Annotated in this window: 24 protein-coding genes; 16 read left to right on the top strand and 8 right to left on the bottom strand. The window is 70.9% G+C overall.

The annotated features are described in order from the left end of the window. The first annotated feature begins 224 nt into the window (after positions 1–224). Positions 225–1,430: a DUF2786 domain-containing protein gene (locus ACZ68L_RS32540; RefSeq protein ID WP_469584184.1), complete on the top strand. Its 1,206-nt coding sequence runs from the start codon at positions 225–227 to the stop codon at positions 1,428–1,430. A 137-nt stretch (positions 1,431–1,567) separates the two neighbouring features. Further along, the gene (locus ACZ68L_RS32545; RefSeq protein ID WP_469584188.1) at positions 1,568–3,721 is read left to right on the top strand and encodes an FUSC family protein; all 2,154 of its coding nucleotides are present in this window, start codon (positions 1,568–1,570) and stop codon (positions 3,719–3,721) included. Between the two features lie 19 nt (positions 3,722–3,740). Here the strand turns inward: ACZ68L_RS32545 and ACZ68L_RS32550 are convergent, their stop codons facing one another. Next, positions 3,741–4,217 carry a hypothetical protein gene (locus tag ACZ68L_RS32550; RefSeq protein ID WP_469584191.1) on the bottom strand — a complete coding sequence of 159 codons (477 nt, stop codon included), beginning with the start codon at positions 4,215–4,217 and terminating at the stop codon, positions 3,741–3,743. Positions 4,218–4,470: 253 nt separating this feature from the next. On the opposite strand from ACZ68L_RS32550, the gene ACZ68L_RS32555 reads away from it, so the two are divergent. Then, positions 4,471–4,713, top strand: coding sequence for a DUF397 domain-containing protein (locus ACZ68L_RS32555; RefSeq protein WP_266746995.1), 243 nt, complete (start codon positions 4,471–4,473; stop codon positions 4,711–4,713). Between the two features lie 74 nt (positions 4,714–4,787). On the opposite strand, the gene ACZ68L_RS32560 is transcribed toward ACZ68L_RS32555, so the two are convergent. Then, positions 4,788–5,285: an ATP-binding protein gene (locus tag ACZ68L_RS32560; protein WP_469584195.1), complete on the bottom strand. Its 498-nt coding sequence runs from the start codon at positions 5,283–5,285 to the stop codon at positions 4,788–4,790. A 326-nt stretch (positions 5,286–5,611) separates the two neighbouring features. Here ACZ68L_RS32560 and ACZ68L_RS32565 point away from each other — a divergent pair, with 326 nt between their 5' ends. The 6 genes from ACZ68L_RS32565 to ACZ68L_RS32590 all read left to right on the top strand — a co-directional run bounded on the left by ACZ68L_RS32565 (position 5,612) and on the right by ACZ68L_RS32590 (position 11,124). Then, positions 5,612–6,493 carry a helix-turn-helix domain-containing protein gene (locus tag ACZ68L_RS32565; RefSeq protein WP_469584389.1) on the top strand — a complete coding sequence of 294 codons (882 nt, stop codon included), beginning with the start codon at positions 5,612–5,614 and terminating at the stop codon, positions 6,491–6,493. Between the two features lie 54 nt (positions 6,494–6,547). Continuing rightward, entirely contained in the window at positions 6,548–8,005 is a 1,458-nt protein-coding gene (locus ACZ68L_RS32570) for an aldehyde dehydrogenase family protein (protein WP_469584198.1), read from the top strand. Positions 8,006–8,104: 99 nt separating this feature from the next. Continuing rightward, the gene (locus tag ACZ68L_RS32575) at positions 8,105–8,656 is read left to right on the top strand and encodes a DinB family protein (protein ID WP_469584392.1); all 552 of its coding nucleotides are present in this window, start codon (positions 8,105–8,107) and stop codon (positions 8,654–8,656) included. Positions 8,657–8,674: 18 nt separating this feature from the next. Then, positions 8,675–9,316 carry a PadR family transcriptional regulator gene (locus tag ACZ68L_RS32580; RefSeq protein ID WP_376284767.1) on the top strand — a complete coding sequence of 214 codons (642 nt, stop codon included), beginning with the start codon at positions 8,675–8,677 and terminating at the stop codon, positions 9,314–9,316. Positions 9,317–9,394: 78 nt separating this feature from the next. Then, complete coding sequence (locus tag ACZ68L_RS32585) at positions 9,395–10,342, top strand: ATP-binding cassette domain-containing protein (RefSeq protein WP_469584202.1); 948 nt, start codon at positions 9,395–9,397, stop codon at positions 10,340–10,342. Further along, the gene (locus ACZ68L_RS32590; protein WP_469584204.1) at positions 10,339–11,124 is read left to right on the top strand and encodes an ABC transporter permease; all 786 of its coding nucleotides are present in this window, start codon (positions 10,339–10,341) and stop codon (positions 11,122–11,124) included. Before ACZ68L_RS32585 ends, ACZ68L_RS32590 begins: the two co-directional genes overlap by 4 nt. Before the next feature lie 16 nt (positions 11,125–11,140). Here ACZ68L_RS32590 and ACZ68L_RS32595 read toward each other — a convergent pair whose 3' ends face one another. The 3 genes from ACZ68L_RS32595 to ACZ68L_RS32605 form a co-directional block, all read right to left on the bottom strand. Further along, positions 11,141–12,565 carry a glutamate decarboxylase gene (locus ACZ68L_RS32595; protein ID WP_469584208.1) on the bottom strand — a complete coding sequence of 475 codons (1,425 nt, stop codon included), beginning with the start codon at positions 12,563–12,565 and terminating at the stop codon, positions 11,141–11,143. A gap of 71 nt (positions 12,566–12,636) precedes the next feature. After that, complete coding sequence (wrbA, locus tag ACZ68L_RS32600) at positions 12,637–13,260, bottom strand: NAD(P)H:quinone oxidoreductase (RefSeq protein ID WP_469584210.1); 624 nt, start codon at positions 13,258–13,260, stop codon at positions 12,637–12,639. A gap of 206 nt (positions 13,261–13,466) precedes the next feature. Next, complete coding sequence (locus tag ACZ68L_RS32605) at positions 13,467–14,786, bottom strand: ion channel protein (RefSeq protein WP_469584213.1); 1,320 nt, start codon at positions 14,784–14,786, stop codon at positions 13,467–13,469. A gap of 137 nt (positions 14,787–14,923) precedes the next feature. On the opposite strand from ACZ68L_RS32605, the gene ACZ68L_RS32610 reads away from it, so the two are divergent. Then, entirely contained in the window at positions 14,924–15,682 is a 759-nt protein-coding gene (locus tag ACZ68L_RS32610) for a MerR family transcriptional regulator (RefSeq protein ID WP_469584215.1), read from the top strand. Between the two features lie 60 nt (positions 15,683–15,742). Here ACZ68L_RS32610 and ACZ68L_RS32615 read toward each other — a convergent pair whose 3' ends face one another. Continuing rightward, the gene (locus tag ACZ68L_RS32615; RefSeq protein WP_376211244.1) at positions 15,743–16,108 is read right to left on the bottom strand and encodes a YbjQ family protein; all 366 of its coding nucleotides are present in this window, start codon (positions 16,106–16,108) and stop codon (positions 15,743–15,745) included. Positions 16,109–16,254: 146 nt separating this feature from the next. Here ACZ68L_RS32615 and ACZ68L_RS32620 point away from each other — a divergent pair, with 146 nt between their 5' ends. Next, entirely contained in the window at positions 16,255–16,953 is a 699-nt protein-coding gene (locus tag ACZ68L_RS32620) for a DedA family protein (RefSeq protein ID WP_469584220.1), read from the top strand. Positions 16,954–16,972: 19 nt separating this feature from the next. Here the strand turns inward: ACZ68L_RS32620 and ACZ68L_RS32625 are convergent, their stop codons facing one another. After that, complete coding sequence (locus ACZ68L_RS32625; protein WP_469584223.1) at positions 16,973–18,694, bottom strand: threonine/serine exporter family protein; 1,722 nt, start codon at positions 18,692–18,694, stop codon at positions 16,973–16,975. 295 nt (positions 18,695–18,989) lie between these two features. After that, on the bottom strand, positions 18,990–19,484 hold the full coding sequence (locus ACZ68L_RS32630; RefSeq protein ID WP_003968257.1) for an inorganic diphosphatase: 495 nt from the start codon (positions 19,482–19,484) through the stop codon (positions 18,990–18,992). 56 nt (positions 19,485–19,540) lie between these two features. On the opposite strand from ACZ68L_RS32630, the gene dacB reads away from it, so the two are divergent. The 5 genes from dacB (at position 19,541) to ftsH (ending at position 26,727) form a co-directional block, all read left to right on the top strand. Further along, positions 19,541–21,073, top strand: coding sequence for a D-alanyl-D-alanine carboxypeptidase/D-alanyl-D-alanine endopeptidase (gene dacB, locus ACZ68L_RS32635; protein WP_469584394.1), 1,533 nt, complete (start codon positions 19,541–19,543; stop codon positions 21,071–21,073). A gap of 326 nt (positions 21,074–21,399) precedes the next feature. Further along, a complete protein-coding gene (locus tag ACZ68L_RS32640; protein WP_469584226.1) occupies positions 21,400–22,533 on the top strand; it encodes a zinc-dependent metalloprotease in 1,134 nt (377 codons plus the stop codon). A gap of 199 nt (positions 22,534–22,732) precedes the next feature. Beyond that, positions 22,733–23,797 carry a tRNA lysidine(34) synthetase TilS gene (gene tilS, locus ACZ68L_RS32645; RefSeq protein WP_469584229.1) on the top strand — a complete coding sequence of 355 codons (1,065 nt, stop codon included), beginning with the start codon at positions 22,733–22,735 and terminating at the stop codon, positions 23,795–23,797. A 99-nt stretch (positions 23,798–23,896) separates the two neighbouring features. After that, positions 23,897–24,436, top strand: coding sequence for a hypoxanthine phosphoribosyltransferase (gene hpt, locus ACZ68L_RS32650; protein ID WP_469584397.1), 540 nt, complete (start codon positions 23,897–23,899; stop codon positions 24,434–24,436). Positions 24,437–24,696: 260 nt separating this feature from the next. Then, positions 24,697–26,727 carry an ATP-dependent zinc metalloprotease FtsH gene (gene ftsH / locus ACZ68L_RS32655; RefSeq protein ID WP_469584233.1) on the top strand — a complete coding sequence of 677 codons (2,031 nt, stop codon included), beginning with the start codon at positions 24,697–24,699 and terminating at the stop codon, positions 26,725–26,727. The last annotated feature ends 34 nt before the right edge of the window (positions 26,728–26,761 follow it).

Here is a 26,761-nt window from a genome sequence, read left to right on the forward strand (position 1 = left end):
CGCCCGGCCCGGCCCGGGGCGCTTCACCGGGCCGGGCGCCCCACGGGGTGGTCGCTCGGGAGTTCGATATCCACAGGGTGTGGACAGACGGGTCCGCGTCCGCGCGCCGTCGCGCCACGGCCGGGGCCGGCGCCCGACAGGCTGCGCGGTCACGGCCGCCGATGCCCGTCCACGGGGGCGGGGCCAGGCGTACCGAGCCGTACCGCCCTGCCTACCCTGACCTCATGGAACCGGTGATCGACCAGGCATTCGCGGCAGCCCTCTACTCGGACGGCGACGCCGGTCTCGACACCGGCGCCTCCCTCCTGGCCGCCCACCCCGCGGTCGACGCCGAACTGCACCGGCGCGGTGAGGAGTTCGTCCGCCGGGCCTGGGAGCGCGGTTGGCTCCCCGCCGATGTCGTACGCATCGTCCGCCGCGAACTCGACGAGACCGCCGTCGGACTCGTCGCCGGGCTGATCGGCTCGGAGACCGGACGGTACGAGCGACTGCCGCCCCGCTGGCGCTCCCAGCTCGACGGGCTGCCCGCCGCGCCGGCCCGGAACCGGCCCGACCGGTTCGCCTACGCCTCCGCCCTTCTCGGCCTGTACCGACTGCTGCTCCGGCTCCCCGTCATCGAACCGGTCGGTCCCCCGCCCGGCGCCTTCCCGCACGGACTCCGCCTGCCGCCCGCGCACGACGAACCCCGGATGCTGACCCGGATCCGTGCCCTGCTCGCCAAGGCGGAGGCGACCGGTTTCCCCGAGGAGGCGGAGGCCCTCACCACCAAGGCGCAGGAGCTGATGGCCCGGCACTCCATCGACGAGGCCCTGCTCGCCGCCCGTACCCACAGCAAGGAGGCGCCCGGGGCGTGCCGGATCGGGGTCGATGCCCCGTACGAGACGGCGAAGGCGATCCTGCTCGACGCGGTCGCCTCCGCGAACCGCTGCCGCGCGGTGTGGAACGGCGACCTCGGCTTCTCCACGGTGGTCGGCTTCGATCCGGATCTGGACGCCGTGGAGCTGCTGTACACCTCCCTGCTGGTCCAGGGCACGGTGGCGATGACGAAGGCGGAGGCGGGCCAGCGGGCCGGTGGACGCAGGCGGACCAAGACGTTTCGGCAGTCCTTCCTGATGGCGTACGCCCAGCGCCTGGGCAGCCGGCTCGCCGCCGACGCCGCCCGTGTCACCGCGGATGCCGAGGCCGAGGAGGCCGGGGCCGCCACCCGAGCCGGAGCCGCGGGGTCCGCGACCCCGCACCTGCTCCCGGTCCTCGCCGCCCGCGACATGGCGGTCACGGACACCGCCGAGCGGATGTTCCCCGAGACCACGACCACGCGCGTCCGGGGCGCCACGGACCTGGACGGATGGACCCACGGAACGGCCGCCGCGGACCGGGCGAGGACGGGCGGGAGCGGCCGGGGGATCGACGACGGGCGGGGGAGCCGATAGGCGCCTCGGGCGCCGCCTCCGTGCCGGCGGCCGTCCCGGGGCCGCGCCGGCGGCTCCGTCGGCCGGCCCTCCCGTGAATTCTCCGGCAGCTATTGGGGCAATTCGGGCTTATCGGCTGTTCCGGCTAGGCTCTGGGCATGAGCTGGCTCCGGGCGCTGAAGGAGACGGCCCGCTCGGGGCTGACGATCGAGCGGCGGCGTCTCGAACCGCTCATCGCGATCCGCGGTGCGGTCGGTCTCGCCCTCGTCATCGGGGTCGGCCTCGCGTTCTTCGGGCCCGTCGTCGCCGCGAGCTCCGCGTTCGGCGCGTTCCAGGCGGCCATCGCCACGTTCCAGCGCAGCTGGCGTCCGCGGCCCGTCCTCGCCCTGGTCTCCGGGGCGAGTCTCGCCGCATCGACGTTCCTCGGCTATCTCACCGGCTCCCGCACGCCGCTGTTCCTGGCCCTGCTGGTGCTCTGGACGTTCCTGGCGGGCCTGGCCTGGGCGGCGGGGCCGACGGGCGGGATCATCGCGTCGTCGAACGTGGCGATCATGCTGGTGACGGTCACCCTGCCCACCTCCGTCGCGAACTCGGCGGTGCACGCCGCGATGATCCTGTTCGGCGGTGTGGTGCAGGCCGCGCTGATCGTCCTGTTCCCGGTACGGAGATGGGGCGCCCAGCGCGACGCCCTCGCCGACGCCCTGGCCGCCGAGGCCGACTACGCGCGGCGGCTGCGCCACGACCCGCTCGCCGCCTTCGACCCGGTACCGCTGATGAAGGCCCGCAACGCCGCCGCCGTCACGCCCTGGCAGGCCCGCCGACGACCGCCCGAACTGCGCGGCTCCCGGGGTGTCGCCGAACGGATCAGGCCGGTGCTCGCCTCGCTCGCGGACCCGGCGATGGGCGTGCCGGCCGAGGGGCCGGAGCGGGACCGGGTCCGCGAGCTCCTCGCCGCCGCCGGATCCGTGCTCGACTCGGCGGCACGCGCGATCCGCCACGGCGACCCGGTCAAGCTCTCCCCGTCCGCCGTGGCCGTACTGAAGACCCCCGACACCGGCTCCCTCCTCGCCGGCCCGCCCCGCCGTGCCGCCGACCGGCTCGGCGCGCTGCTCTCCGACGTCATCGAGACGGCCGAGGGCGAGGGGACGAAGGAGGAAGAGGCCGAGGCCGAGGAGGCCGCCGAGGCCATCAAGGCCGGCGGGGAGGAGGCGCCCGGCGCCCCGCACCGCCGCCGCCCCACCCTGCTGCGGATGGTCCCGGTCGTCGTGCGGGCGATGCGGGCCGAACTGCGCCCCGGTTCACCGATCCTGCGGCACGCCGTCCGGGTCGCCGTCGTCGTCGCCGTGGGCTACCTCATCGGCGTCTCGCTGCCGTTCGGCCACGGCTACTGGGCGCCCATGGCGGCCGTCATGGCGATGCGGCCGGAGTTCTCCCAGACGTACGGGCGTTCCGTGGCCCGCTTCGGCGGGACGATCGTCGGGGTCGCGCTCGCCACCGCGATCGTCCGGACCGCCCACCCCGGCGTGACGTCGTCCGCGCTGCTCGCCGTGGTCTGCGCCCTGCTGATGTATCTGCTGATGCGCACCGGATACGTCGTCGGCCAGGTGTGCGTGACCGCGTATGTCGTCTTCCTGCTCGGCATGGCGGGCGAGGCCTGGTCGCAGACCGTTTTCGAACGGGTCGTCCTCACCCTCGTCGGCGGCCTGCTCGCGATGATCTCGTACGCCGCCTATCCGGCCTGGGAGACCCCGAGGCTCCGCGGCAGGCTCGGCGACTGGCTGAAGGCGGACGGGCGGTACGCCGCCTCGGTCGTCGACCAGTACGCCGATCCGGCCGAGCGCGGTCACGACGACGTCCGTTCCGCCCTCCTCGACACTCGCGAGGCGCGTGTGGCCTGGCAGGAGGCGCTGGCCACCGCCCAGCACGAACCGGTGCGCAACCGCGGCCTGTCCCGTGCCGCCGCCGACGACACCCAGCACGCCCTCGCCCAGCTCGGCCGGGTCGCGATGCTGCTGGAGGCCCACCTCCCGTGCGGCGGCGCCACCCCCGTACCGGCCGCCGCGCGCCTGGCCGAGGCGCTGCGCCGGGCCACCGAACAAGGGGCGAAGGAGGTGCGGGAGCGGCGTGTACCGGACTGGGCGGAGGTGCGCGAGGCGCTGGAGGCGTGGGACGCGCGGCAGCGGACGGGCGAAGGCGGGGCGGACCTGTTCGTGCGGAACGGGGCCGGTCTGCTCCTCGAAGCCCTGGAGGAGTTCTCCCGGGGGCTGGACGGGACGCCGAAGCCGGCCCGGCCCCGGGACCGGGCGGACTGACGGGCGGCGCGGTCGGCCGTCAGGGGGTCGGCAGGCCCGGCAGACCCGACGGGATCGCTCCCGGTTCGGTCTTGGCCAGGGCGTCCTCCGTCCCGCCGTCCCAGGACACCTTGACGGTCTTGCCGTCGTTCGAAACGACCGACCCCGTGGTGCGGGCGGTGTCGCCGTCGGCGCACTTCCGTGCCGGCGTCACCCTGCCCGTCTCCTTCACGGTGCCCGTGCAGGCCTGCCGCTCGGTGACGTGCTCGGCCTTCCCGGACGCGACGGACAGGATCACCGCCTTGCCGTCGGTCCTTCCGGCCCAACCGCCTTCCAGCGCCGCCGCGTCGGCCCCGGCGTCGGATCCACCGCCGCCGCCCGAGGCCCGGCCGGGCTTCCCGGCGTCGGAGCCGCTGCCCGGGTCGCTCTTCTCGTTGCCGCTGCCGCAGCCGGTCTGTGCGACGGCGGTGACGATTCCGGCGATGATGACGCCGCTGGTGCGCATGACGGTGTGCACGTGGAATTCCCCCTCGTCGACGAAAGACCGCGCCGAGCCACCGGCGCGAGTCCCGGGGATGGGGTGCCCGGCTCGGGGTAGACGGAGCCAAACAGACCTCCCGCGCGTCTATGCATACGCCGTAAAGCTGTAATCGCGGGAACACCCCCCGTGCACGTGCATCCGCGCATGCATCTGCTCATGCAGGGATATTTGAACAGAGCTATGATCCGAGACTGTTGACACTTGCACCTTGCAACTCGGGGAGCGTCCTGTGCACCACGTGTACAACGGCATGGCGGCCACAGAGCTTCGCGGAGTCGTCTGGCAGAAGAGCAGACACAGCAACTCCCAGGGCTCCTGCGTGGAGTTCGCGAAACTGCCCGGCGGGGATGTGGCGATGCGTAATTCACGCCACCCCGACGGGCCTGCCCTGGTCTATACGCCCGCCGAGATAGAGGCGCTGCTTCTCGGGGTGAAGGACGGGGAGTTCGACCACCTCATAGCGGGCGGCTGACCGAATCCCCGGGCCGGCGTCCGGCCCGGCCCGCCGCGATCGGCCGGTGACGGCCACGCGCCGGGCGCGCGCCGTCAGTTGTCGGACAGCCGGAACAGCGCCCAGACCACCTTGCCGCGCGGCGCCGCCGCGGTGTTCAGGTGCTCAGCCCCCAGAGCGGGGGAGGGGTGCCAGCCCCAGGAGTCGCTGAAGGACTCCACCAAGAAGAGACCGCGGCCCGATTCCGCCGAGTCGGCCGCCTCGGCGGCGACGGGGCTCTCCTGGCTGGGGTCGCGCACGGCGCACACCAGGCGTGAGCTCCAGCGCATCAAGTGCAGCCGTACGGGCGCTTCCTGGAAGTCCGGTGCGGTGTCCCCGGGCAGGGCGTGCCGCAGGGCATTGGTGACGAGTTCGGAGACGACCAGTGCGACGTCGTCGAAGCGCTCGTCCAGCCCCCAGCCGTTCAGCGTCTTCCTGGTGAACCGCCGTGCCCCGCCCACGGCTTCGTAGCGGGCGGGCAGTGTGCAGGTGGCCGAGCCGGAGACGGCTGAGGGATCGATGGGGGGAAGCCCCTGCCTTAACGGCTCGAGCATCGTCGATCCATTCGTCCCCATGCGAGGCACTCCCGGGATTCGCGGCTGTATCGGTACTACGGGGTACAGCGGCACAACACGAACGAGCACGCAGGTGCGCGAGAGCCATGCTTCCGAATGCGCAGGGCAGATGCAAGGGCAGATGCACGTGCACGCGCCGGACCTGTCCGAACCCGTGCCGGTTCTTGGTCATTTCTTCCTGCGTGTATTTTCGTAGCTTTCCGTGGGCCTTCTCATCTCCGTAATCGAATGAGTACGGGCTGAAGCGTTTTGGTGGCAGAATCCGGCACTTGGGGTTCAGGGGGAGCCCCGGTGTCCAGGAAGCGATGGGGAGGATCGGACCAGTGGCGGCAGGCGAGTCGAGTGGATCTGTGGTGCGGCGCATCCTGCTGGGCTCACAGCTCAGGCGGCTGCGCGACTCCCGGGGCATCACCCGGGAGGCGGCCGGCTACTCCATCCGGGCTTCCGAGTCGAAGATCAGCCGCATGGAGTTGGGACGGGTGAGCTTCAAGGCCAGGGATGTCGAGGATCTGCTCACGCTCTATGGGGTCACGGACGAGGCGGAGCGCGACGCCCTGCTCGGCCTGGCCCGTGAGGCCAACATGGCGGGCTGGTGGCACAGTTACGGGGACGTGCTGCCCGGATGGTTCCAGACGTACGTCGGTCTGGAGGGAGCGGCATCGCTCATCCGGGTGTACGAAGTCCAGTTCGTCCACGGCCTGTTGCAGACCGAGTCCTACGCGCACGCGGTCGTCGCCCGGGGCATGGGCGACGCCCCCGCCGTCGAGATCGACCGCCGCGTCGCGTTGCGGCTGGAGCGTCAGAAGGCCCTCGTCTCCGAACGTGCACCCCGCTTCCACGCCGTACTGGACGAGGCGGCGTTGCGCCGGCCGTACGGCGACCGTGAAGTCATGCGCGGACAATTGCGGCATCTGATCGAAATGTCGGAACAGCCCAACATCACTCTTCAAGTGATGCCCTTCAGTTTTGGTGGGCATGCCGGAGAGAGCGGTTCTTTTACGATGCTTCGATTCCCCGAATCGGATCTGTCGGACATTGTATATTTGGAGCAGCTGACAAGTGCGCTCTATCTGGACAAGGCCGAAGAAGTCGCTCAGTACGAAAAGGCCATGGCGCGGCTGCACGAGGACAGTCCCGGCCCCGAGGAGAGCCGTGATCTGCTCCGTGGTCTACTCCAACTCACCTGATTCATCAGTACGATGGCGGTTCGACGGGAGTCTGCACCTGAGTTAAGGGATCGCATGTCCTTCTTCTACGAGCTGGCCGACCAGTACATCGACGGTGAGTGGCGGACCGGAACCGGCTCGTGGGACATCATCGATTTCAATCCCTACAACGGGGAGAAACTCGCCGCGATCACCATCGCGACCGCGCACGAGGTCGACCTCGCTTATCGGGCCGCCGAGCGCGCCCAGCGGTCCTGGGCCACCACCGGCCCGTACGAGCGCCGCGGGGTTCTGGAACGCGCCCTGGACGTCATCGGGGAACTGCGCGACGAAATTGTCGAGGCGATCGTCGACGAACTGGGCGGAACCCGTCTCAAGGCGGAGTACGAGGTCCGGGTCGCCGAGGAATTCCTGCGCGACGCGATCCATCGGACGCTGCGCCCCCGAGCCCGCATCCTGCCCTCCCCGACGGACGGCAAGGAGAATCGTCTCTACCGCGAGCCGGTCGGCGTCATAGGGGTCATCAGCCCCTTCAACTTCCCCTTCCTGGTGACGATGAAGTCCGTCGCGCCGGCCCTCGCGCTCGGCAACGCGGTCGTCATCAAGCCCAATCAGAACGCCCCGGTCGTCGGCGGCGGACTGATCGCCAGGATCTTCGAGGAGGCGGGCCTGCCCGCCGGGCTGCTCAACGTCCTGATCACCGATGTCGCCGAAATAGGGAACGCGTTCATCGAGCACCCCGTACCCAAGGTGATCTCCTTCGCGGGCACGGACCGCGTCGGCCGCCACGTCGGCGCGATCGCGGCCGGGCACTTCAAGCGGACGATCCTCGAACTCAGCGGCAACAGCGCCCTGGTGGTGCTGGACGACGCGGACATCGACTACGCGGTCGACGCGGCCGTCTTCAGCCGCTTCGTGTACCAGGGGCAGGTCTGCATGGCCGCCAACCGCATCCTGGTGGACCGCGGCGTCGAGCGGGAGTTCACCGAGAAGTTCACCGCCAGGGTGGCCGCGCTGAGGACCGGCGACCCGCGTGACCCGGAGACCCACATCGGTCCGGTCATCAGCACCTTCCAGGCGGACGCCCTGACCGCCCTGGTCGACCAGGCGCTGGCCGAGGGGGCCACCGCGCTCGTGCGGGGCGGGACCCGCGGCAACCTCGTCGAGCCGACCGTGCTCACCGGGCTCCCCGAGGACTCCCCGCTGCTGTCCCAGGAGATATTCGGCCCGGTGGCGCTGCTGGTGCCGTTCGACGGCGAGGACGATGCCGTACGCATCGCCAACGACACCCCGTACGGGCTGAGCGGCGCCGTGCACACCCGCGGCGCCGAACGCGGAGTGCGGTTCGCGCAGCGGGTCGTCAGCGGCATGTTCCACGTCAACGACTCCACCGTCCAGGACGATCCGCTGGTCGCCTTCGGCGGCGAGAAGTTCTCCGGGATCGGCAGGCTGAACGGCGAGGCGACCGTCCGTGCCTTCACCACCGAGACGTGGATGTCCATTCAGTACGGCCGGAGCGCGTTCCCCTTCTGACGCGCCGTTCCGCGGCATCCAGGACAGAAGCTGACCGCAAGGGTCCTTAGCTTGGCCGGTGTCAGGAAGAAACCGGCACAGCTCACCGAGGCGGTCATCATGGTCACTCACGTTCCCGCGGAGAACTCCGGCGACGAGCGCGGCGCGTTCCTCTCCTTCGTCGAGGCGCAGCGCGGCGCGATCCGGCGCTCGCTCATCGGACTGACCGAGGAGCAGGCGGCGAGCCGGCCCAGCGCCAGCGGACTCTCCCTCTCCGGGCTGCTCAAGCATGTCGCCGAGGGTGAGCTGAACTGGCTGCGGATGGCCCAGCGGCGGCCGAGCGAGACCTCACGGACCGAGGAGACCTGGGCGGACAGCTTCCGGCTCGTCGGCGACGAGACCGTGGAGCGGATGCTGGAGTTCTGGGACGGCGTCGCGGCCGAGGTCGAGACGTTCATCCGCTCGGTGCCCGGCCTGGACGACACCTTCCCGCTGCCCGACGCGCCCTGGTTCCCGAAGGAGGGGCGGGTGTCGATGCGCTGGCTGCTGCTCCATCTCGTCGAGGAGCACGCCCGGCACGCCGGGCACGCCGACATCATCCGGGAGTCCCTGGACGGCCGTACCGCGTTCGAGCTGGTCGCCGAGGCGGGCGGCTACGCTGATCAAAGTTGAATAGAAGGGGTGCGTGACATGTCCGCGATCCGGCTGCTGGTCCTCTGCGCCGTGCGTCAGCACGGCCGGGCGCACGGCTATCAGGTCCGCAACGACCTGGAGTACTGGGGTGCGCACGAGTGGTCCAACGCCAAGCCCGGGTCGGTGTACCACGCGCTGAAGCAGATGGCGAAGCAGGGACTGCTGATCGCCCACGAGACCGCTCCGAGCACGGCGGGCGGCCCGCCCCGTACCGAGTACGAGATCACCGAGCGGGGCAACGAGGAGTACCTCGCGCTGCTGCGCGCGGCGCTGACCTCGTACGACCAGAAGCTGGACGTGCTGTCGGCGGGCCTCGGCGGCATCGTCGACCTGGAGCGGGCCGAGGCGGTCGCGCTGCTCAAGGAGCGGGTGGCCGGTCTCGCGGCCTGGCGGGCCTCGGTCACCGAGTACTACACGCCGGAGGCCGGGCCCGGGTCGCTCGGTCACATCGGCGAGATCATGAACATGTGGGTCCACTCGGCGGACGCCGGGGCGGAGTGGACGCGCGGGCTGATCGCCCGCATCGAGGGCGGCGCGTACACCTTCGCGGGGGAGGGGGAACCCTTCATCGGCGTACTCGCCGAGGGACAGGAGAACCCGTACGCGACGGGTGTCCCGGATCCCGGCGACGACGAGTAATCAAGTTTGACGAATGAGATCGGCGGCGTTACCTTCGACCCCGCTAGTCAAGTTTGACTACGGGAGGGTGTGGGGACTTTGACCGACGCGATCGTTGTCGAAGGTGTGCACAAGCGCTACGGGGAGAAGCGTGCCCTGGACGGCCTGGACCTCACGGTCCGCCGCTCCACCGTCCACGCCGTGCTCGGCCCCAACGGCGCGGGCAAGACCACGGCCGTACGCATCCTGTCCACGCTGCTGCGGCACGACGAGGGCCGGGTCGAGGTGGCGGGGTTCGATGTACGGGACCGGGCCGGCGAGGTCCGGCGCCGCATCGGGCTGCTCGGGCAGTACGCGGCGGTCGACGAGGAGCTCGGCGGCCGGCAGAACCTGGAGATGTTCGGCCGGCTGTACCACCTGGGCGCCCGCCGGGCGGGCGCGCGGGCGGACGAGCTGCTGGCCCGCTTCGGTCTCGCGGACACCGGCCGGCGGCCGGTGAAGCAGTACAGCGGCGGCATGCGGCGACGGCTCGATCTGGCCGCCTCGCTGATCACCGACCCGGAGGTGCTCTTCCTGGACGAGCCGACCACCGGACTCGACCCGCGCGGCCGGGCCGAGGTGTGGTCGGCGGTGCGCTCCCTGGTGGGCGGCGGCACGACCGTACTGCTGACCACGCAGTATCTGGAGGAGGCCGATCAGCTCGCGGACCGGATCTCGGTGATCGACGCCGGGCGGGTGGCCGCCGAGGGGACGTCCGACGAGCTGAAGGCGATGGTGGCCGGGGACCGCATCGATGTCGTCGTCCGGGACGGGTCCCGACTGGCCGCCGCGGCACGGCTGCTGGGTGACGGCGCGGTCGTCGACGCGGACCGGCGGCTGATCGGGGCGTCGGCGCCGGACCGGATGGCGGCCCTGACCCGGACCGTACGGGCCCTGGAGGAGGCGGGCATCAAGGCGGAGGACATCGCGGTGCGGCGCCCGACACTCGACGAGGTCTTTCTCTCGCTGACCGAGCGGAAGCCGGAACACGCGGAGGTGGCGGCATGAGCGCGATGAGCTGGGCGGTGTCCGACTCCTGGACGATGACTCGGCGCGAACTGGCGCACTGGGCGCGGCAGCCGGTGCGGATCGTCGTCGGACTGGTCTTCCCCGTGATGCTGCTGCTGATGTTCACCTACCTGGTGGGCGGCGGGCGTGGCGTCGACGGCGACAACACCGAGTTCCTGGTGCCCGGCATGCTCGCGCTCACCATGGCCTTCGGCCTGGAGTCGACCATGATCGCGGTGACCCAGGACCTCGACAAGGGCGTCATCGACCGGTTCCGCGCCATGCCGATGGTCTCCGGTTCGGTGCTGGTCGGCCGGAGCGTCGCGGACATGCTCCAGTCGGTGGCCGCGCTCGCCGTGATGACCGGCGTCGGATACGCGGTCGGCTGGCGCTGGCACCACGGGCCGGCCGCGGCGCTGGGGGCGGTGGGGCTGCTTCTGCTGCTGCGGTTCGCGATGCTGTGGACCGGCATCCAGCTGGCGCTGGTGGCCGGGAAGCCGGAGCTGGTGCAGGCGGTGCAGATCCTGGTCTGGCCGGTCGGCTTCCTCTCCAATGTCTTCGCCACCCCCGATTCGATGCCGGGGTGGCTGGGCGCGGCCGTCGAATGGAACCCGATGTCCGCCACGGCCACGGCGGTACGCGGCCTGTTCGGCAATCCGGGCGGGGCGGGCGGCACCTGGGCGTCCGACCACGCCGGACTGCTCGCGGTGGTCTGGCCGCTGGTGCTGCTCGCGGTGTTCTTCCCGCTGGCGGTACGGAGGTTCGCCCGGATCGGCCGCTGACCGCGGCGCCCGGCGCTCAGTGGTGGAAGGACGTCGCCGCCTGTTTGTCCTGGCTCAACGGGTGCGGCTGGCGGCGCAGGTCGGGCAGGATCAGCCGGAGGTCCTCCAGCAGCAGCTCGGCGAGGTCCGACGAGAAGCCGTTGCGGCACACCACCCGCAGCACCGACAGGTCCTGCCGGTTGGCGGGGAAGGTGTAGGCGGGCACCAGCCAGCCCTGCTCCCGCAGCCGGCGGGACACGTCGAAGACGTCGTACGCCTTTACGTCCGGCGCGGTCGTCAGCGCGAAGACGGGCAACTGGTCGCCCTGGGTGAGGAGCTGGAAGTCGTCGAGTTTCCCGATCTGCTGCGCCAGCGCGGTCGCGACGTCCCGGGAGGCCTGCTGAACGGCCCGGTAGCCGTCCCGGCCCAGCCGCAGGAAGGTGTAGTACTGCGCCACCACCTGGGCGCCGGGCCGGGAGAAGTTGAGCGCGAAGGTCGGCATGTCGCCGCCCAGGTAGTTGACCCGGAAGACGAGCTCCTCGGGCAGTTCGGCGGGCGAGCGCCACAGCGCCCAGCCGACCCCCGGGTAGACCAGGCCGTACTTGTGCCCGGAGGTGTTGATCGAGGAGACCCGGGGCAGCCGGAAGTCCCACACCAGGTCCTCGTCCAGGAACGGCGCCACCATCGCACCGGACGCCCCGTCCACATGGACGGGGATGTCCAGGCCGGTGCGTTCCTGAAGGGCGTCCAGGGCCGCGCAGAGTTCCGCGATCGGCTCGTAGGAACCGTCGAAGGTGGAGCCCAGGATGCCGATGACGCCGATGGTGTTCTCGTCGCAGAGATCGGCCGCGGCCTGCGGGTCGAGATGGAAGCGGTCGCCCTCCATCGGGACCAGCCGCGGCTCGACCTCCCAGAAGTTGCAGAACTTGTCCCAGCAGACCTGCACGTTGATGCCCATGACCAGGTTCGGCCGGGCGGTCGCCGGGTAGCGGTCGGCGTTCCTGGCCGCCCAACGGCGTTTCAGCGCCAGGCCGGAGAGCATGCAGGCCTCGCTGGAACCGGTCGTCGAACAGCCCACGACGGTCGAGGGGTCGGGGGCGTTCCACAGATCGGCGAGCATCGCGACGCACCGCCGCTCCAGCTCGGCGGTGCGCGGGTACTCGTCCTTGTCGATCATGTTCTTGTCGCGGCACTCGCCCATCAGCACCCCGGCCTGGGGCTCCATCCAGGTGGTGACGAAGGTGGCCAGGTTGAGCCGTGCGTTGCCGTCGAGCATCAGCTCGTCATGGACCAGGCCGTAGGCGATCGAGGGCGGCATCGGTCCGTCGGGGAGCCGGTGCCGGGGCGGCGCCGACTCCATTCCGGCGATCGGGTCGGCCTCTCCGTAGAACGGGTTGAGGGCGAGCCTGCGGCGCTTCTCGGACGGCTCCGTACCGTGGGGCGAACCCTTGTGGAGAGGCATCGGCGGACAGCCTTTCTGGGCTCTCGGCGGTCTTCGGTGAGCCGCCACGGTCCTGTGGACGTGCGGTGCGTTCAGCTCTCGGCGGCGAGGCCGTCCTTGATGGCCCGGGTGAACCTCACGACCCGTTCGGCCTGGACCCGGGCGGCGGTCAGGGTCTGCACGCCGACCGGGATGTCGCCCTGCCCCGCAACATGCGAAGTGCCGTACGGATTGCCGTCGACGAACTTCGACGGGTCCGTGTAGCCGGGGGCGACCAGGATGCCGCCGAAGTGGTGGACGGTGTTGTAGAGCGCGAGCAGCGTGGACTCCTGGCCGCCGTGCGCGGTGCTGGTGGAGGTGAAGCCGCTGTAGACCTTGTCGGCGAGACGACCTGCCTGCCAGAGGCTGCCGAGGGTGTCGATGAACTGCTTGAGCTGGGCGGTGACATTGCCGAACCGGGTCGGCGTACCGAAGATCACGGCGTCCGCCCAGATCATGTCGTCCTTCGAAGCCTCGGCGATGTCCGCGGTCGCTTTCGCGTTGGCGGCCCAGGCCGGGTTGGAGTCGATGGCCGCCTGCGGGGCCAGTTCACGGGCCCTGCGCAGCCGTACCTCCGCGCCGGCCTTCTCGGTGTACTGCGCGATGGCCTTGGCCATCGTGGCGACGGTGCCGGTCGAGGAGTAATAGATGACGGCGACGTTGACGGGCGTGGGCATCGCGGAGACCTCCGGCAGGGCCTGGCGGGATGTATCGGGGCATAACCGTACGGGGGAGACGATACGGATACCGGTGGCATCCGGCGCGTCGAGCGGGGCGCCGGGCCGGAGCGGGCGCGCCGTAGGCTCCGCCGTTCCGGGATGAGTGGCGCCGAGTGCGCCGCCGGCCGGGGTGAGAGGGCCCGGCGTGCGCCGCCGCGCCGGGCTCACCTCAGCGCTGTACCGTCCTCGTGCAGTTGCATCTGCGGGCGCCCGGTCACCAGCAGCCAGGCCGGCAGCGAGGCGATGCACAGCATGGGGAGCACGGCCGCGCCGCCGACCAGCACCGCCGCGGTGAACAGGCTCAGCCAGCCCTGCCGGGTGACGGCCAGCAGTACGCCCAGCACCGCACACGACACCGCGAGCGCCACCGGCACCGAGGGGACCAGGGCATGGGCGCAGAGCCCCAGTGCCACCCCCACGAAGACGGCGGGGAAGATCCGCCCGCCCCGGAAGCCGCAGGTCGCCGCGATCAGCAGCGCGGCCGTCTTCACCACGGCCATGACCGCGAACTGCCCCGCCGACCAGCCGTTCGGGTCGGCGGCGAGCACCTTCACCTCGTCGAGCCCCTTGAACAGGGTGAGATGGCCGCCCAGTACCCCGAGCAGGCCGAGCAGCAGCCCGCCGAGGGTCAGTGCCAGGACGGGGTGCTTCAGGGCCCGGAAGAACCGGTGCGCGTACGGGAAGGCGTACACCGCCATCAGACCCAGCACCGCACCCGCCAGGGCGATGACGATCGAGGAGAGCAGATCGCCCCAGTGCGGGTGGGCGTACGCCGGCAGCGACAGGTCGAAGCTGGGGTGGGCCAGCAGCGTCATGGTGAGCGCGCCGGCGGTGCCCGCCGCGAGCGGGCCGAACAGCCGGTCCCAGAGCGCACCCGGTCCGGCGCGGGAGGCGAGCGTCTCGGAGAGGATCAGCGCGGCGGCGACCGGGGTGCCGAAGAGCGCGCCGACGGTGCCGGCCGCCGCCAGCGCGATCCACAGCTTTGCCGTCGTGCCGGGAGCGAACCGCCGGCCGAGCCAGTAGGCCAGCGCGATATTGGCGGCCGTGATCGGATTCTCCGGGCCGAGGCTGATCCCGCCCGCGAGCGTGAGGACGGTGACGAGCAGCAGTCCCGGAACCACGCCCGGCGCGAGGGGCGGATCCACCAGCCCGGTGGTCGCCGGATCGGGACCGGCGTGACCGGGCACCGCCCGCACGAGCAGCCCGACCGCCAGCCCGCCGGCGGTGAGCATCACGATCATCCAGAGCGAGGAGTAGCGGCCGATGGAGAGCGCGTCGGGGATCGTCCCCCAGAGCACGTCCTGAAGCTTCTCCGCGAGCAGGCTGACCCCGAGCAGGACGAGGGCCGAGGCGACTCCGACGGCCAGCGCGGGCACGATGACGGGCAGCAGCCGGTGCACCGGAGTGGTCTCGGCGCGAGCGGTTCCGGCGGGCGGCGGCCCGGCGGGAGGGATTTCGGCGGGCGGGGGAGAATCTGTGGCCATCGGCTCACCATAACGAGACAAAAGCCGCATAACCCCTCCAATGGCGCCGGAGGTGGTGGTGTTTCGGACTTGCACCTCACGTCACGTCAGGACTCAGGCTCGGTACGAACCGGAAACGGAGAAGGGAGCGGGGAGTCGTGGACCACTCCGTGGGACAGGTCGCCGGATTCGCCGGGGTCACGGTGCGCACCCTGCACCACTACGACGGCATCGGACTGCTCTCGCCCGGCGGGCGCAGCCACGCGGGCCACCGCCGTTACGACGACGACGACCTCGACCGGCTGCAGCGGATCCTGTTCTACCGGGAGCTCGGCTTCCCGCTCGACGAGATCGCGGTACTGCTCGACGACCCGGACGCGGACCCGCAGGAGCATCTGCGCCGCCAGCACCGGCTGCTGACCGACCGGATCGCCGAACTGCGAAAGATGGCCGCCGCCGTCGAAACAGCCATGGAGGCACGGAAGATGGGCATCAACCTCACGCCCGAGGAGAAGTTCGAGGTCTTCGGGGGCAAGGACCCCGAGGAGCACGCGGAGGAGGCCGGACGCCGCTGGGGCGGCACCGCCGCCTACGCCGAGTCGCAGCGCCGGGTCGCCCGGTACACCAAGGACGACTGGAAGCGGATGCAGGCGGAGGTCGCCGACTGGGGCGCCGCGTACGACGCGTTGATGGCGGCCGGTGAACCGGCCACCGGCGAACGGGCGATGGACCTGGCCGAGGCCCACCGGCTCCACATCACCCGGTGGTTCTACGCGTGCACACCCGAGATCCACCGGGGGCTCGGCGAGATGTACGTGTCCGACCCGCAGTTCCGCGCGTACTACGAGTCGATGCGGCCGGGCCTGGCCCAACACCTGCGGGACGCGATCGAGGCCAACGCGGCGCGCCTCTCGTAACCCGCGCGGGCGCGGCCGGCACGGCGGTGGGGACGGCCCCGCCCCCGTGCCGGCCGTCGCTCAGATCTTGCTGATCACGGCCGCCGTACCGTACGCGCAGACCTCGGTGCCCACATCGGCCGCCTCGGTCACGTCGAAGCGCATCATCAGGACCGCGTTGGCGCCGCGCGCCCTGGCCTGTTCGACCAGTCGCTCCATCGCCTGGTTCCGGGTCTGGACGAGCGTCTTGGTCAGCCCCTTCAGCTCGCCGCCGATCATGGACTTCAGCCCGGCACCGATCTGGCTGCCGAGGTGGCGGGAGCGCACGGTCAGGCCGAACACCTCACCGATCACCCGGGTCACCTGGTAGCCCGGTACGTCGTTCGTGGTGACGACCAGGACATCCGACTGGTCCGCCTGACCGCCGCCGAAATCCTCGATACTCATCGTGTGGAACCTCCTGGAGAGAGCTTTGTCCCGGTTGGCCCGGTGCGTATTTTCGCTGGGGGCACTGGAACCCGGGGACATCATCCCGCGTTGATAGCTTGGGGCGGCCACGCAGCCGCCATCGATCGATCCAGGAGCCCGGACCCTTGAATACGCTTGCGCTCGGACCGAGCTGGCTGGACCCGGACTATCTCATCAACACCTTCGGACTCCCCGGCGTCCTCCTCATCGTGTTCGCCGAGTCCGGACTGCTGATCGGCTTCTTCCTGCCCGGTGACTCCCTGCTGTTCACCACGGGGCTGCTGGTGACCACGGGCCAGCTGAAGTCTCCGCTCTGGCTGGTCTGCGTCCTGGTGGCGCTGGCGGCGATCATCGGCGACCAGGTGGGCTATCTCTTCGGCCGCAAGGTCGGCCCGTCGCTCTTCAAGCGCCCGGACTCCCGCCTCTTCAAGCAGGAGAACGTCGAGAAGGCGCACGAGTTCTTCGAGAAGTACGGGCCGAAGTCGCTGATCCTGGCCCGCTTCGTGCCCATCGTGCGTACGTTCACGCCGATCATCGCCGGTGTGAGCCGGATGAACTACCGCTCGTTCATCACGTTCAACATCATCGGCGGGGTGCTCTGGGGCGTCGGGGTCACGCTGCTCGGCGCAGCCCTCGGCAAGATCGAGTTCGTGCACCAGAACATCGAGGCGATGCTCATCCTGATCGTGCTCATCTCGGTGGTGCCGATCGCGATCGAGTTCCTGCGGGCCCGCTCCAAGTCGAAGAAGGAAGCGGCGGCGACCGGCGGCGGCGAGGGCCAGGGCCCGGTCACTGGCCAGCGCGGCCGCCACGCCAAGCGCTGACCCGGAGCCGGCACCCGGCTCAGAAGCCGCGCGTCCGTTTGGCCGCGCGGCGGTTCGCCCCGCCGATCGCCCCCGGCACCCGCATGAACAGCCGGGAGATCTCGCTTCCCAGGTTGACCCCGATCGCGATGGCCAGCGCCGTCGCGACCGCGGTCGACAAGGAGGCCAGCCCTGCGTTCACATCGCCCTGCGCCATGCCCAGCAGACCGAAGTACGTGGCCGAGCCGGGCAGCAGCGGGCCGATCGCCGCCGTGATGAACGGCAGTGACGAGGTGGACCGGTAGCGCGCGAACAACTGCCCGAACAGGCCCACCAGGCCCGCCGCCGTCGCCGTCGCCAGCACCGGTGAGATATGGCCGGTCCTGGCCATCGCGCCGAAGATCACCCACGCCACGGCGCCGTTGAGGGTCACCGCCAGCACCGTGGAGCGTTCCTGCTGGAGCAGGATCGCGAACGCGAGACAGAGCGCCATCGACGCCAGGATCTGCACCACGGGCCGGTCGGGGGCGAAGAACCGGGTCCCGGGATTCAGCTCGGCGCCCAGCTGAACGCCCAGATACAGCACGAGCAGCACACCGACGACGATGCCGATGAACAGGTACATGACTTCGAGCAACCGCGCGGCGGCGGTGATGTAGAAGCCGGTCAGCCCGTCCTGCACGCCCGCCACCAGGGCCCGCCCCGGCAACAGCGCGAACAGCCCACCGGTGATGACCGCGGACGGCCGCACGTCCGACCAGTGGGTCAGGGTCAGCGCCACACCCAACGCGGCGGGAGGCATCGCCGCCACCACGAACTGGTAGAACTCCGGCAGCCCCCGCCCGGCACAGAGCCAGGCCAGCCGGTCGCCGAGCATCGCGCCGATCGCGGCCACCACGAACACCAGTGCACCACCGCCGACCAGCACCGATGCCGCACCGGCGAGTCCGCCGCCGGCCAGCGTCAGCACCCAGCCGGAGTACGGATGCCGGTTGCGCCGGATCTCAGCCAGGCGCCGGTACGCCTCCTCCAGCGAGACCTCGACATCCTCGGTGGTGATGTCGTCGATGAGCCGGAAGACGGCGGCCAGCCGGGTGTAGTCGGTGGCACGACGGCGTACGGTACGGCTCGCCGTCACCGGGTCGTCGACCAGCGAGGGCTGGTGCGAGATCGACAGCAGGGTGAAGGTGACGGTGGGCTCGCTGCGGTCCAGACCGTAGCTGCGGGTCACCGCGAACATCGCCGCCTCGACGTCCTCGGCACCCTCGCCGCCGGCGAGCAGCAGTTCGCCGATGCGCAGCGTCAGGTCGAGCACGCGCGGCACCGCGGGGCCCGTCTCGTCGGACTTCTGCACCGGCTCGGGCGCCGGGCGCTCGGCGACCGGCATCCGCAGCATCGTGCGCATCCGGTCCTGCCAGGGGGCCTCCTTGGTCAGCCGGATCATCGGGCTGCCGTGCGCCGGGGTGAAGGCGGGCGGTGAGTGCTGGGCGCTGTAGGTGCGCGGCGGGGCGAAGGCGGAGCCGATCGTGTCCGAGCCCGAGCCCGAGCCCGTGGTCTGACCGGAACCGGAACCGGAAGCGGAGCCCGTTCCCGTCCCCTGGGGTTCGGTTGTCAGACCAGCCGGAATGGCGAACTCCGATGTCGGCTGGTCGTCCTCGGACGCGGACGTCCGTCGTCCCACCCCGGTCGGCGGGACGAAGGCGCTGCGCGCCTCGTCGGACTGGGGCTTCTGGTCCTCCGGACCGCCCGGTTCCGCCACCACTCGGCCTCGCTCCTCATCGGCTGCGCGTCTTCGCTTGCGCTTGTGCCCAGTATGGCCACGGACAAGTATGCGGAGGCGAGGCGGGCGGAATCACGGGGCGCGCGGACCCGCGGGGCGGACCGGTACGCGACCGGGACGGACCGGTGCGTGACCGGGACGGGCTGCGTACGGAACGGGCGCGGCGCACGCGAAACGGGCGGCACCCCATCGAGAGGAGTGCCGCCCGTTTCCAGCACGGAACCGTAAGCGGAACCGTGCGACGTACCTCGGCCGGAATCCGGCCGTGACCCTCGGGTCAGTGCGCGCCGCCCTGCGCCTCAAGGCGCTTGTAGGAGGCCTCGATCTCGGCCTCGGCCTCGGCGCGGCCGACCCAGTCCGCACCCTCGACGGACTTGCCGGGCTCCAGGTCCTTGTAGACCTCGAAGAAGTGCTGGATCTCCAGGCGGTCGAACTCCGACACGTGGTGGATGTCGCGCAGGTGCTCCACCCGGGGGTCGGAGGCCGGCACGCACAGCAGCTTGTCGTCGCCGCCGGCCTCGTCCGTCATCCGGAACATGCCGATGGCGCGGCATTTGATGAGGCAGCCGGGGAAGGTCGGCTCGTCCAGGATGACCAGCGCGTCCAGCGGGTCGCCGTCCTCGCCGAGGGTGTTCTCGACGAAGCCGTAGTCCGCCGGGTAGCTGGTCGAGGTGAAGAGTCGACGGTCCAGGCGGATCCGACCGGTCTCGTGGTCCACCTCGTACTTGTTCCGCGAACCCTTCGGGATCTCGATGGTGACGTCGAACTCCACGGGTGGCTCCTCCATGATCAACACATACGACTGGTGATTAAGTGTCCCCCACGCAGATGTGTGCTCGCGAAAGGGGCTGGTCAACGGTGGACGAGCCGGTGAAGAGACCGTCGGTCGACCCGCTGGACAAACTGAGCAGGCTCACCCGGCAGAGTGGCTTGATCAGGCTGAGGGGACTGAGCGATCGGCAGTTCACGGCCGTCTCCGCGGGCCTCGGCCTGGCACTCGCGGCCGGCGTCGTCCTTGCCGCCGGCCCCTGGGACTCGGGTCAGCGTAAGGCCGAGCAGGACTGGGCCGCCGCCCGGAACCGCACAGGTGGCGTACATCACGGATCCGGCACACCGTCCGGACCGGAACCCGCCCCCAGCGCCCCGGCCGTCCTCCAGCCCCTCTCCGCCGCGGTCGACAACTCCGCCCCGGACACGCGCGACACCCCGAACGGCACGGCGGCCGCCCTTCGCGTCACCCTCGGACCGTTGCTGAAGGCCCCCGCGCTGGGGACCGTGCGCAGCGCCGTCGTCATCGACACCGCCACCGGCGAGCGGCTGTACGGCCAGGGTGCCGACACGCCCATGACGCCCGCCTCCACCATCAAGATCGCCACCTCGGTCGCCGCGCTGAGCGCGCTCGGCCCCGGTCACCGCATCGCCACGACGGTCCGGGCGTCCCCCGACTCCCGCGCTCTCACCCTGGTCGGCGGCGGCGACCCCACCCTCGACAAGGCCGCGCTGCGCGCCCTGGCCGCCGGCACCGCGCGCGCCCTGAAGGACCGCGGCGTGACATCGGTCCGCCTCGCGTACGACACCTCCCGCTACTCCGGCCCCGCACGGCACCCGATCGGCCCCAACGAGAACATCGCCCCCGTCAGCGCCCTGATGACCGACGAGGGCCGGCTCGACAGCAGCGACAGCGGACCCGCCCCCCGCAGCGACGACCCGGCCGGCGACACCGCCCGGACGTTCGGCGAACTGCTCGACGACGCCGGGATCGCCACCCGGTCCGACCCGGTGCGCGGCCGGCCGGCCGCCAAGTCCCGGACGGTCGCCACGCATCTGTCGGTCCCGCTCTCCGCCCTGGTCGAACGGGCCCTGACCAACAGCGACAACGACATCGCCGAGGCACTCGCCCGGCAGACCGCCCTGGCCAAGGGCGAACCGGCCGACTTCGACGGCGGCCGGCGGGCCGTCACCGCACAGCTCAAGAAGCTCCGCCTGCCGCTGACCGGTGCGAACTTCGCCGACGGCAGCGGGCTGAACCGCGAGGACAAGGTCACCGCCGGCCTGCTGGCCGGTCTCCTCGCCCGCGCCGCCGACCCGGACCAGCCCGAGCTGCGCCCCGTCCTCACCGGCCTCCCCGTGGCCGGATTCACCGGCACCCTCAGCGGCCGGTACGACGAGAAGTCCGACGGCACCGGCCTGATCCGGGCCAAGACCGGCACCCTCACCGGCGTGAACTCCCTCGCCGGGACGGTCGTCGACCGGCGGGGCCGACTGCTCGCCTTCGCCTTCCTGGCATCCGGTACGACCTCCCCGTCCGAGGCCCAGTCCTCCCTCGACGCACTCGCCACCGGCCTCAGGTCCGTCCGGTGATCCCCGGCGGGCGCGCGACGCCGGCCACGGCATCGCGCCGCGTCACCGCAACGCCTGAACGCCGCCGGCCACGGCATCGCGCCGCGTCACCGCAACGCCCGAACGCCGCCGGCTGACGGGCGCCCTCCGCCCCGCGTGGCTCCGGTCCCCGGGCGCTCCCCGGCCCGGTGCGCATCCGATGCGTGAGCGCCCCCGCGCCGCGCGACGCACCGCGTCCGACGCCCCGCGCGGATCCACCGGGGAGCACCGGACGACCCTCGCCGCCGGTACCGGGTGAGCCGGTCAACACCACACCGCGGACGGAGCCGAGCACGTACGGTTGACGCATGACGAGCATCGGTGGTGCCGAGATGGTCGACTGGAATCTCGCGGTCGCGACCGCGACCCGACTTGTGCGGCCGGGGCCCGAGATCAGCCGCGAGGAGGCCCGCGAGGTCGTCGCGGAACTGCGCCGGCATGCCAAGGCCGCGGAGGAGCACGTCCGTTCCTTCACCCGGATGATCCCGGACGGGACCGAGCCGGAGGACACCCCGGTCCTGATCGTGGACCGGGCGGGCTGGATCAAGGCCAATGTCGCGGGCTTCCGTGAACTGCTCCGCCCCCTGCTGGGAAAGATGCAGGACCGGCGTGGCAACGGGCCGGGCGGCGCCGTGCTCGGCGCGGTCGGCGGCAAGGTGACCGGCGTCGAGGTGGGGATGCTGCTGTCGTTCCTGGCCTCCCGGGTCCTCGGCCAGTACGAGACGTTCGCCCCCGCCACCCGTGAGTTCCCGGCCTCGGCCGACGGCGGCGGCAGGCTGCTGCTCGTCGCCCCGAACATCGTCCATGTGGAGCGCGAGCTGGAGGTCGACCCGCACGACTTCCGGCTCTGGGTCGCCCTCCACGAGGAGACCCACCGCACCCAGTTCACCGGGGTGCCCTGGCTCCGCGACCATCTGCAGGGCGAGATCCAGTCATTCCTCGAAGAGACCGATGTCGACCCCGTGACCGTGCTGGAACGGCTCCGCGAGGCCGCCCAGTCCCTGGCCGGGGGCCGCCCCGAGGGGGAGGACGGCGAGGACGGCGGCCGCAGCCTCGTCGAGCTCGTCCAGACGCCCGCCCAGCGCGAGATCCTCGGCCGGCTCACCGCCGTGATGTCCCTGCTCGAAGGGCACGCCGACTACGTGATGGACGGCGTCGGCCCGGAGGTCGTCTCCTCCGTCGGCGAGATCCGGGAGAAGTTCCAGCAGCGCAGGGCGCGCGGCGCGAGCCGCCTCGACCAGGCGCTGCGCAAGCTCCTGGGCCTCGACGCCAAACTGCGCCAGTACCGGGACGGCGAACGATTCGTCCGCGCCGTGGTCGACGAGGTCGGCATGGACGGCTTCAACCGGGTCTGGACCTCGCCGAACACCCTCCCGACCAAGGCGGAGATCGCGAAGCCGACGGACTGGATCGCGAGGGTGCACCGTAGGGCAGAGTCCTGATCGCGACGGGCCCGGCGGCGGACGACAGGACGAGAACGCGCCGGTAATCACCCATCCGAGGGACCGTAGGGGCATGGGAAGGCGTGCAATGCTCGATGGACGGCTTACCTCTGTCACCATCGACGCACTCTGAGTGACGGCGCTCTCGCGTCCCGGCACTCCGAAGAACGTCCCCCGAACTCCACGAAGGGCACCGGACATGGGTCCCCATCCTGCGGTCGCGGCGATACGCCTGGCGGTCCGCCGCGTACTCCACGACGTACTGACCGAACACACCCGGCGCACCCCGCACCCCGAGCTCGCCGAAGCCAGTGCGGGCAGGCAGCGCGCCCTGCTCCCCGACCGCCCCGGTACCCCACTCGTGCTGGTGGCATGCTCCGGCGGTGCCGATTCCATGGCACTCGCCTCCGCCCTCGCCTTCGAGGCCCGCAAACTCGACGTCCGGGCCGGCGGCATCACCGTCGACCACGGTCTCCAGGACGGATCCGACACCCGGGCCGCCGAGGTCGTCGACCGCCTCACCACCATGCATCTCGACCCGGTCGAGTCCGTCGCCGTGCAGGTCGGCCAGGAGGGCGGCCCCGAAGCCGCCGCCCGCGACGCCCGCTACGCCGCGCTGGACGCGGCAGCCGAACGGCACGGCGCCGCTGCCGTCCTGCTCGGCCACACCCGTGACGACCAGGCGGAGACGGTGCTGCTGGGCCTGGCCCGCGGCTCCGGCATCCGCTCGCTCTCCGGCATGGCCGCCGCGTCGGGGCCGGCCGGCCGCTACCGCCGGCCCTTCCTCCAGCTCGACCGCCAGACCGCCCGCAAGGCCTGTCTCGTCCAGTCGCTGCCCGTCTGGGACGACCCGCACAACATCGACCCCGCCTACACCCGCTCCCGACTGCGCCACGAGGGCCTGCCCGCCCTGGAGAAGGCGCTGGGCAAAGGAGTCGTCGAGGCCCTCGCCCGTACGGCGCAGCTCTCCCGCGACGACGCCGACGCCCTGGACACCTGGGCCGCCGAGGCCGACCGCACCGTGCGGGACGACGCGGGCCGGCTGGAGTGCGCCAAGCTGTACGCGCTGCCGCCCGCCGTACGCCGCCGGGTGCTGCGCCGGGCAGCCATGGAGGCGGGCTCCCCGCCCGGTTCCCTCTTCGCCCGCCACATCGAGGAAGTCGACCGTCTGATCACCGGCTGGCGGGGCCAGCGGGCCATCAACCTGCCCGGCCGCGTCGAAGCCAGGCGGCAGGGTGGCAGACTGGTGATTCGGCAGAGCTGAAGCACGAGCGGCTGACACGCAGGCGAGCGGCCGCGCAGGGCCGGGGCACCACCCCGGACCCGGCAGGCAAAGAAAGAGACGTGGGTGAACGAGAAGGACATGGGCACCGACCTTCAGTCGGTGCTCCTCACCAAGGAAGAGATCGACGCGAAGCTCGTCGAGCTGGCCGCGAAGATCGACGCGGAGTACGCGGGCAAGGACCTGCTCATCGTCGGCGTCCTGAAGGGCGCAGTGATGGTGATGGCGGACCTGGCGCGCGCGCTGTCCACCCCCGTCACGATGGACTGGATGGCCGTCTCGTCGTACGGCGCGGGCACCCAGTCCTCCGGAGTCGTCCGGATCCTCAAGGACCTGGACACCGACATCAAGGGCAAGCACGTCCTGATCGTCGAGGACATCATCGACTCGGGCCTGACCCTGTCCTGGCTGATGTCGAACCTCGGCTCGCGCGAGCCCGCGTCCCTGGAGATCTGCACCCTGCTGCGCAAGCCGGACGCGGCCAAGGTCGCGCTCGAGTGCAAGTGGGTCGGCTTCGACATCCCCAACGAGTTCGTCGTCGGATACGGGCTGGACTACGCGGAGAAGTACCGCAACCTCCCCTTCGTCGGCACGCTCGCCCCGCACGTCTACGGCGGCTGACGGCCCCCCCCCCCGGCGTTCTCCGCCCGGCGTTTTCCGCTCGGCGTTTTTTGCCTGGCCCAGGGGTGCCCGGCCCGACCGGGACGGACGGCGGGGAACCTTTCACCGCATTCCCGCCGTTGACCCTTCGAAGGCGGCTTTTGACAGACGTCCCCGGCAGTCGCGGGTGACAATGCTGGGGTACCGTCCGAAGAACAGTCTTTTCTCACAGCAGCATTTACCTACGGGCAGGAGGGACGGGGCGTCATCGCCCCGTATGGATGGACGTGAAGCGATACTTCCGTGGGCCGGTCATGTGGATCGTGCTGGCCGTCCTCGCCGTGGTCGTGTTGATGCAGGTCGTCGGCTCGTCAGGCGGCTACAAATCGGTGGACACCGGCAAGGTGATCCAGGCGATCAGCAAGGACCAGGTGGCGCAGGCCAAGCTGACCACCGGTGACGAACAGATCATCAAGATCGAGATGAAGAAGGACCAGAAGCTCTCGGGCGAGTCCGGCAGCAAGTTCCAGGCGAGCTATATCGGCGACCAGGGTGTCCAGCTGGCCGACACGCTGCAGCAGAAGTTCGAGAGCGGCAAGATCGACAAGGGCTACACCGTCTCGCCGTCGAAGCAGTCCCCGTTCATCTCGATCCTCCTCTCGCTGCTGCCCTTCGTCCTGATCGTGGTCGTCTTCCTGTTCCTGATGAATCAGATGCAGGGCGGCGGCTCCCGGGTCATGCAGTTCGGGAAGTCCAAGGCCAAGCTGATCACCAAGGACACCCCGAAGACGACGTTCGCCGATGTGGCGGGGTCGGACGAGGCCGTCGAGGAACTCCAGGAGATCAAGGAGTTCCTCCAGGAGCCGGCGAAGTTCCAGGCCGTCGGTGCCAAGATCCCCAAGGGTGTCCTGCTGTACGGGCCTCCCGGTACGGGCAAGACGCTGCTCGCGCGTGCCGTCGCGGGCGAGGCGGGCGTCCCGTTCTACTCGATCTCGGGTTCCGACTTCGTCGAGATGTTCGTCGGTGTCGGTGCCAGCCGGGTCCGTGACCTCTTCGAGCAGGCCAAGGCGAACGCCCCGGCGATCGTCTTCGTCGACGAGATCGACGCCGTCGGCCGACACCGCGGTGCCGGAATGGGCGGCGGCCACGACGAGCGCGAGCAGACGCTGAACCAGCTGCTCGTCGAGATGGACGGCTTCGACGTGAAGGGCGGCGTCATCCTGATCGCCGCCACGAACCGGCCGGACATCCTCGACCCGGCGCTGCTGCGTCCGGGCCGCTTCGACCGGCAGATCGCGGTCGACCGGCCGGACATGCAGGGCCGTCTCGAAATCCTCAAGGTGCACCAGAAGGGCAAGCCGATCGCGAAGGACGTCGACCTCGGCGCCGTCGCCCGTCGTACGCCCGGCTTCACCGGTGCCGACCTGTCGAACGTGCTGAACGAAGCGGCGCTCCTCACGGCGCGCGGCAACATGAAGCTGATCGACAACAAGATGCTCGACGAGGCCATCGACCGCGTCGTGGCGGGCCCGCAGAAGCGGACCCGGATCATGTCCGAGAAGGAGAAGAAGATCACCGCGTACCACGAGGGCGGACACGCCCTGGTCGCGGCGGCTTCCCCCCAGTCGGACCCGGTCCACAAGATCACGATCCTCTCCCGCGGCCGCGCCCTCGGTTACACGATGGTGCTCCCGGAGGAGGACAAGTACTCCACGACGCGCAACGAGATGCTTGACCAGCTGGCCTACATGCTGGGCGGGCGCGCTGCCGAGGAGCTGGTCTTCCACGACCCGACCACCGGCGCCGCGAACGACATCGAGAAGGCCACGGCAACGGCCCGCGCGATGGTCACGCAGTACGGCATGACGGAGCGGCTCGGCGCGATCAAGTTCGGCGGCGACAACACCGAGCCCTTCGTGGGCCGGGAGATGGGCCACCAGCGCGACTACTCGGAAGAGGTCGCGGCCCTCGTCGACGAAGAGGTCAAGAGGCTCATCGAGACCGCGCACAACGACGCGTGGGAGATCCTCGTCGAGAACCGCGACGTGCTGGACGCCCTCGTTCTCCAGCTCCTGGAGAAGGAGACGCTCGGCAAGGAGGAGATCGCCGAGATCTTCGCCCCGATCGTGAAGCGCCCGGCCCGTCCGGCCTGGACCGGTTCCGCCCGACGCACCCCGTCGACGCGGCCGCCGGTGCTCTCGCCGAAGGAGCTCGCCCTCACCAACGGCGCCACCACGGCGAACGGCTCGGTCGTCCCCACGGACACCGTCCCGGCCACCGAGGTGATCCCGGAGGACCGCCCGGAGAACTGATCCGCGGCCCCGGTGTGGTCCCTGTCACGGGGCC

Source organism: Streptomyces sp. NPDC104309 (genome assembly GCF_055584025.1).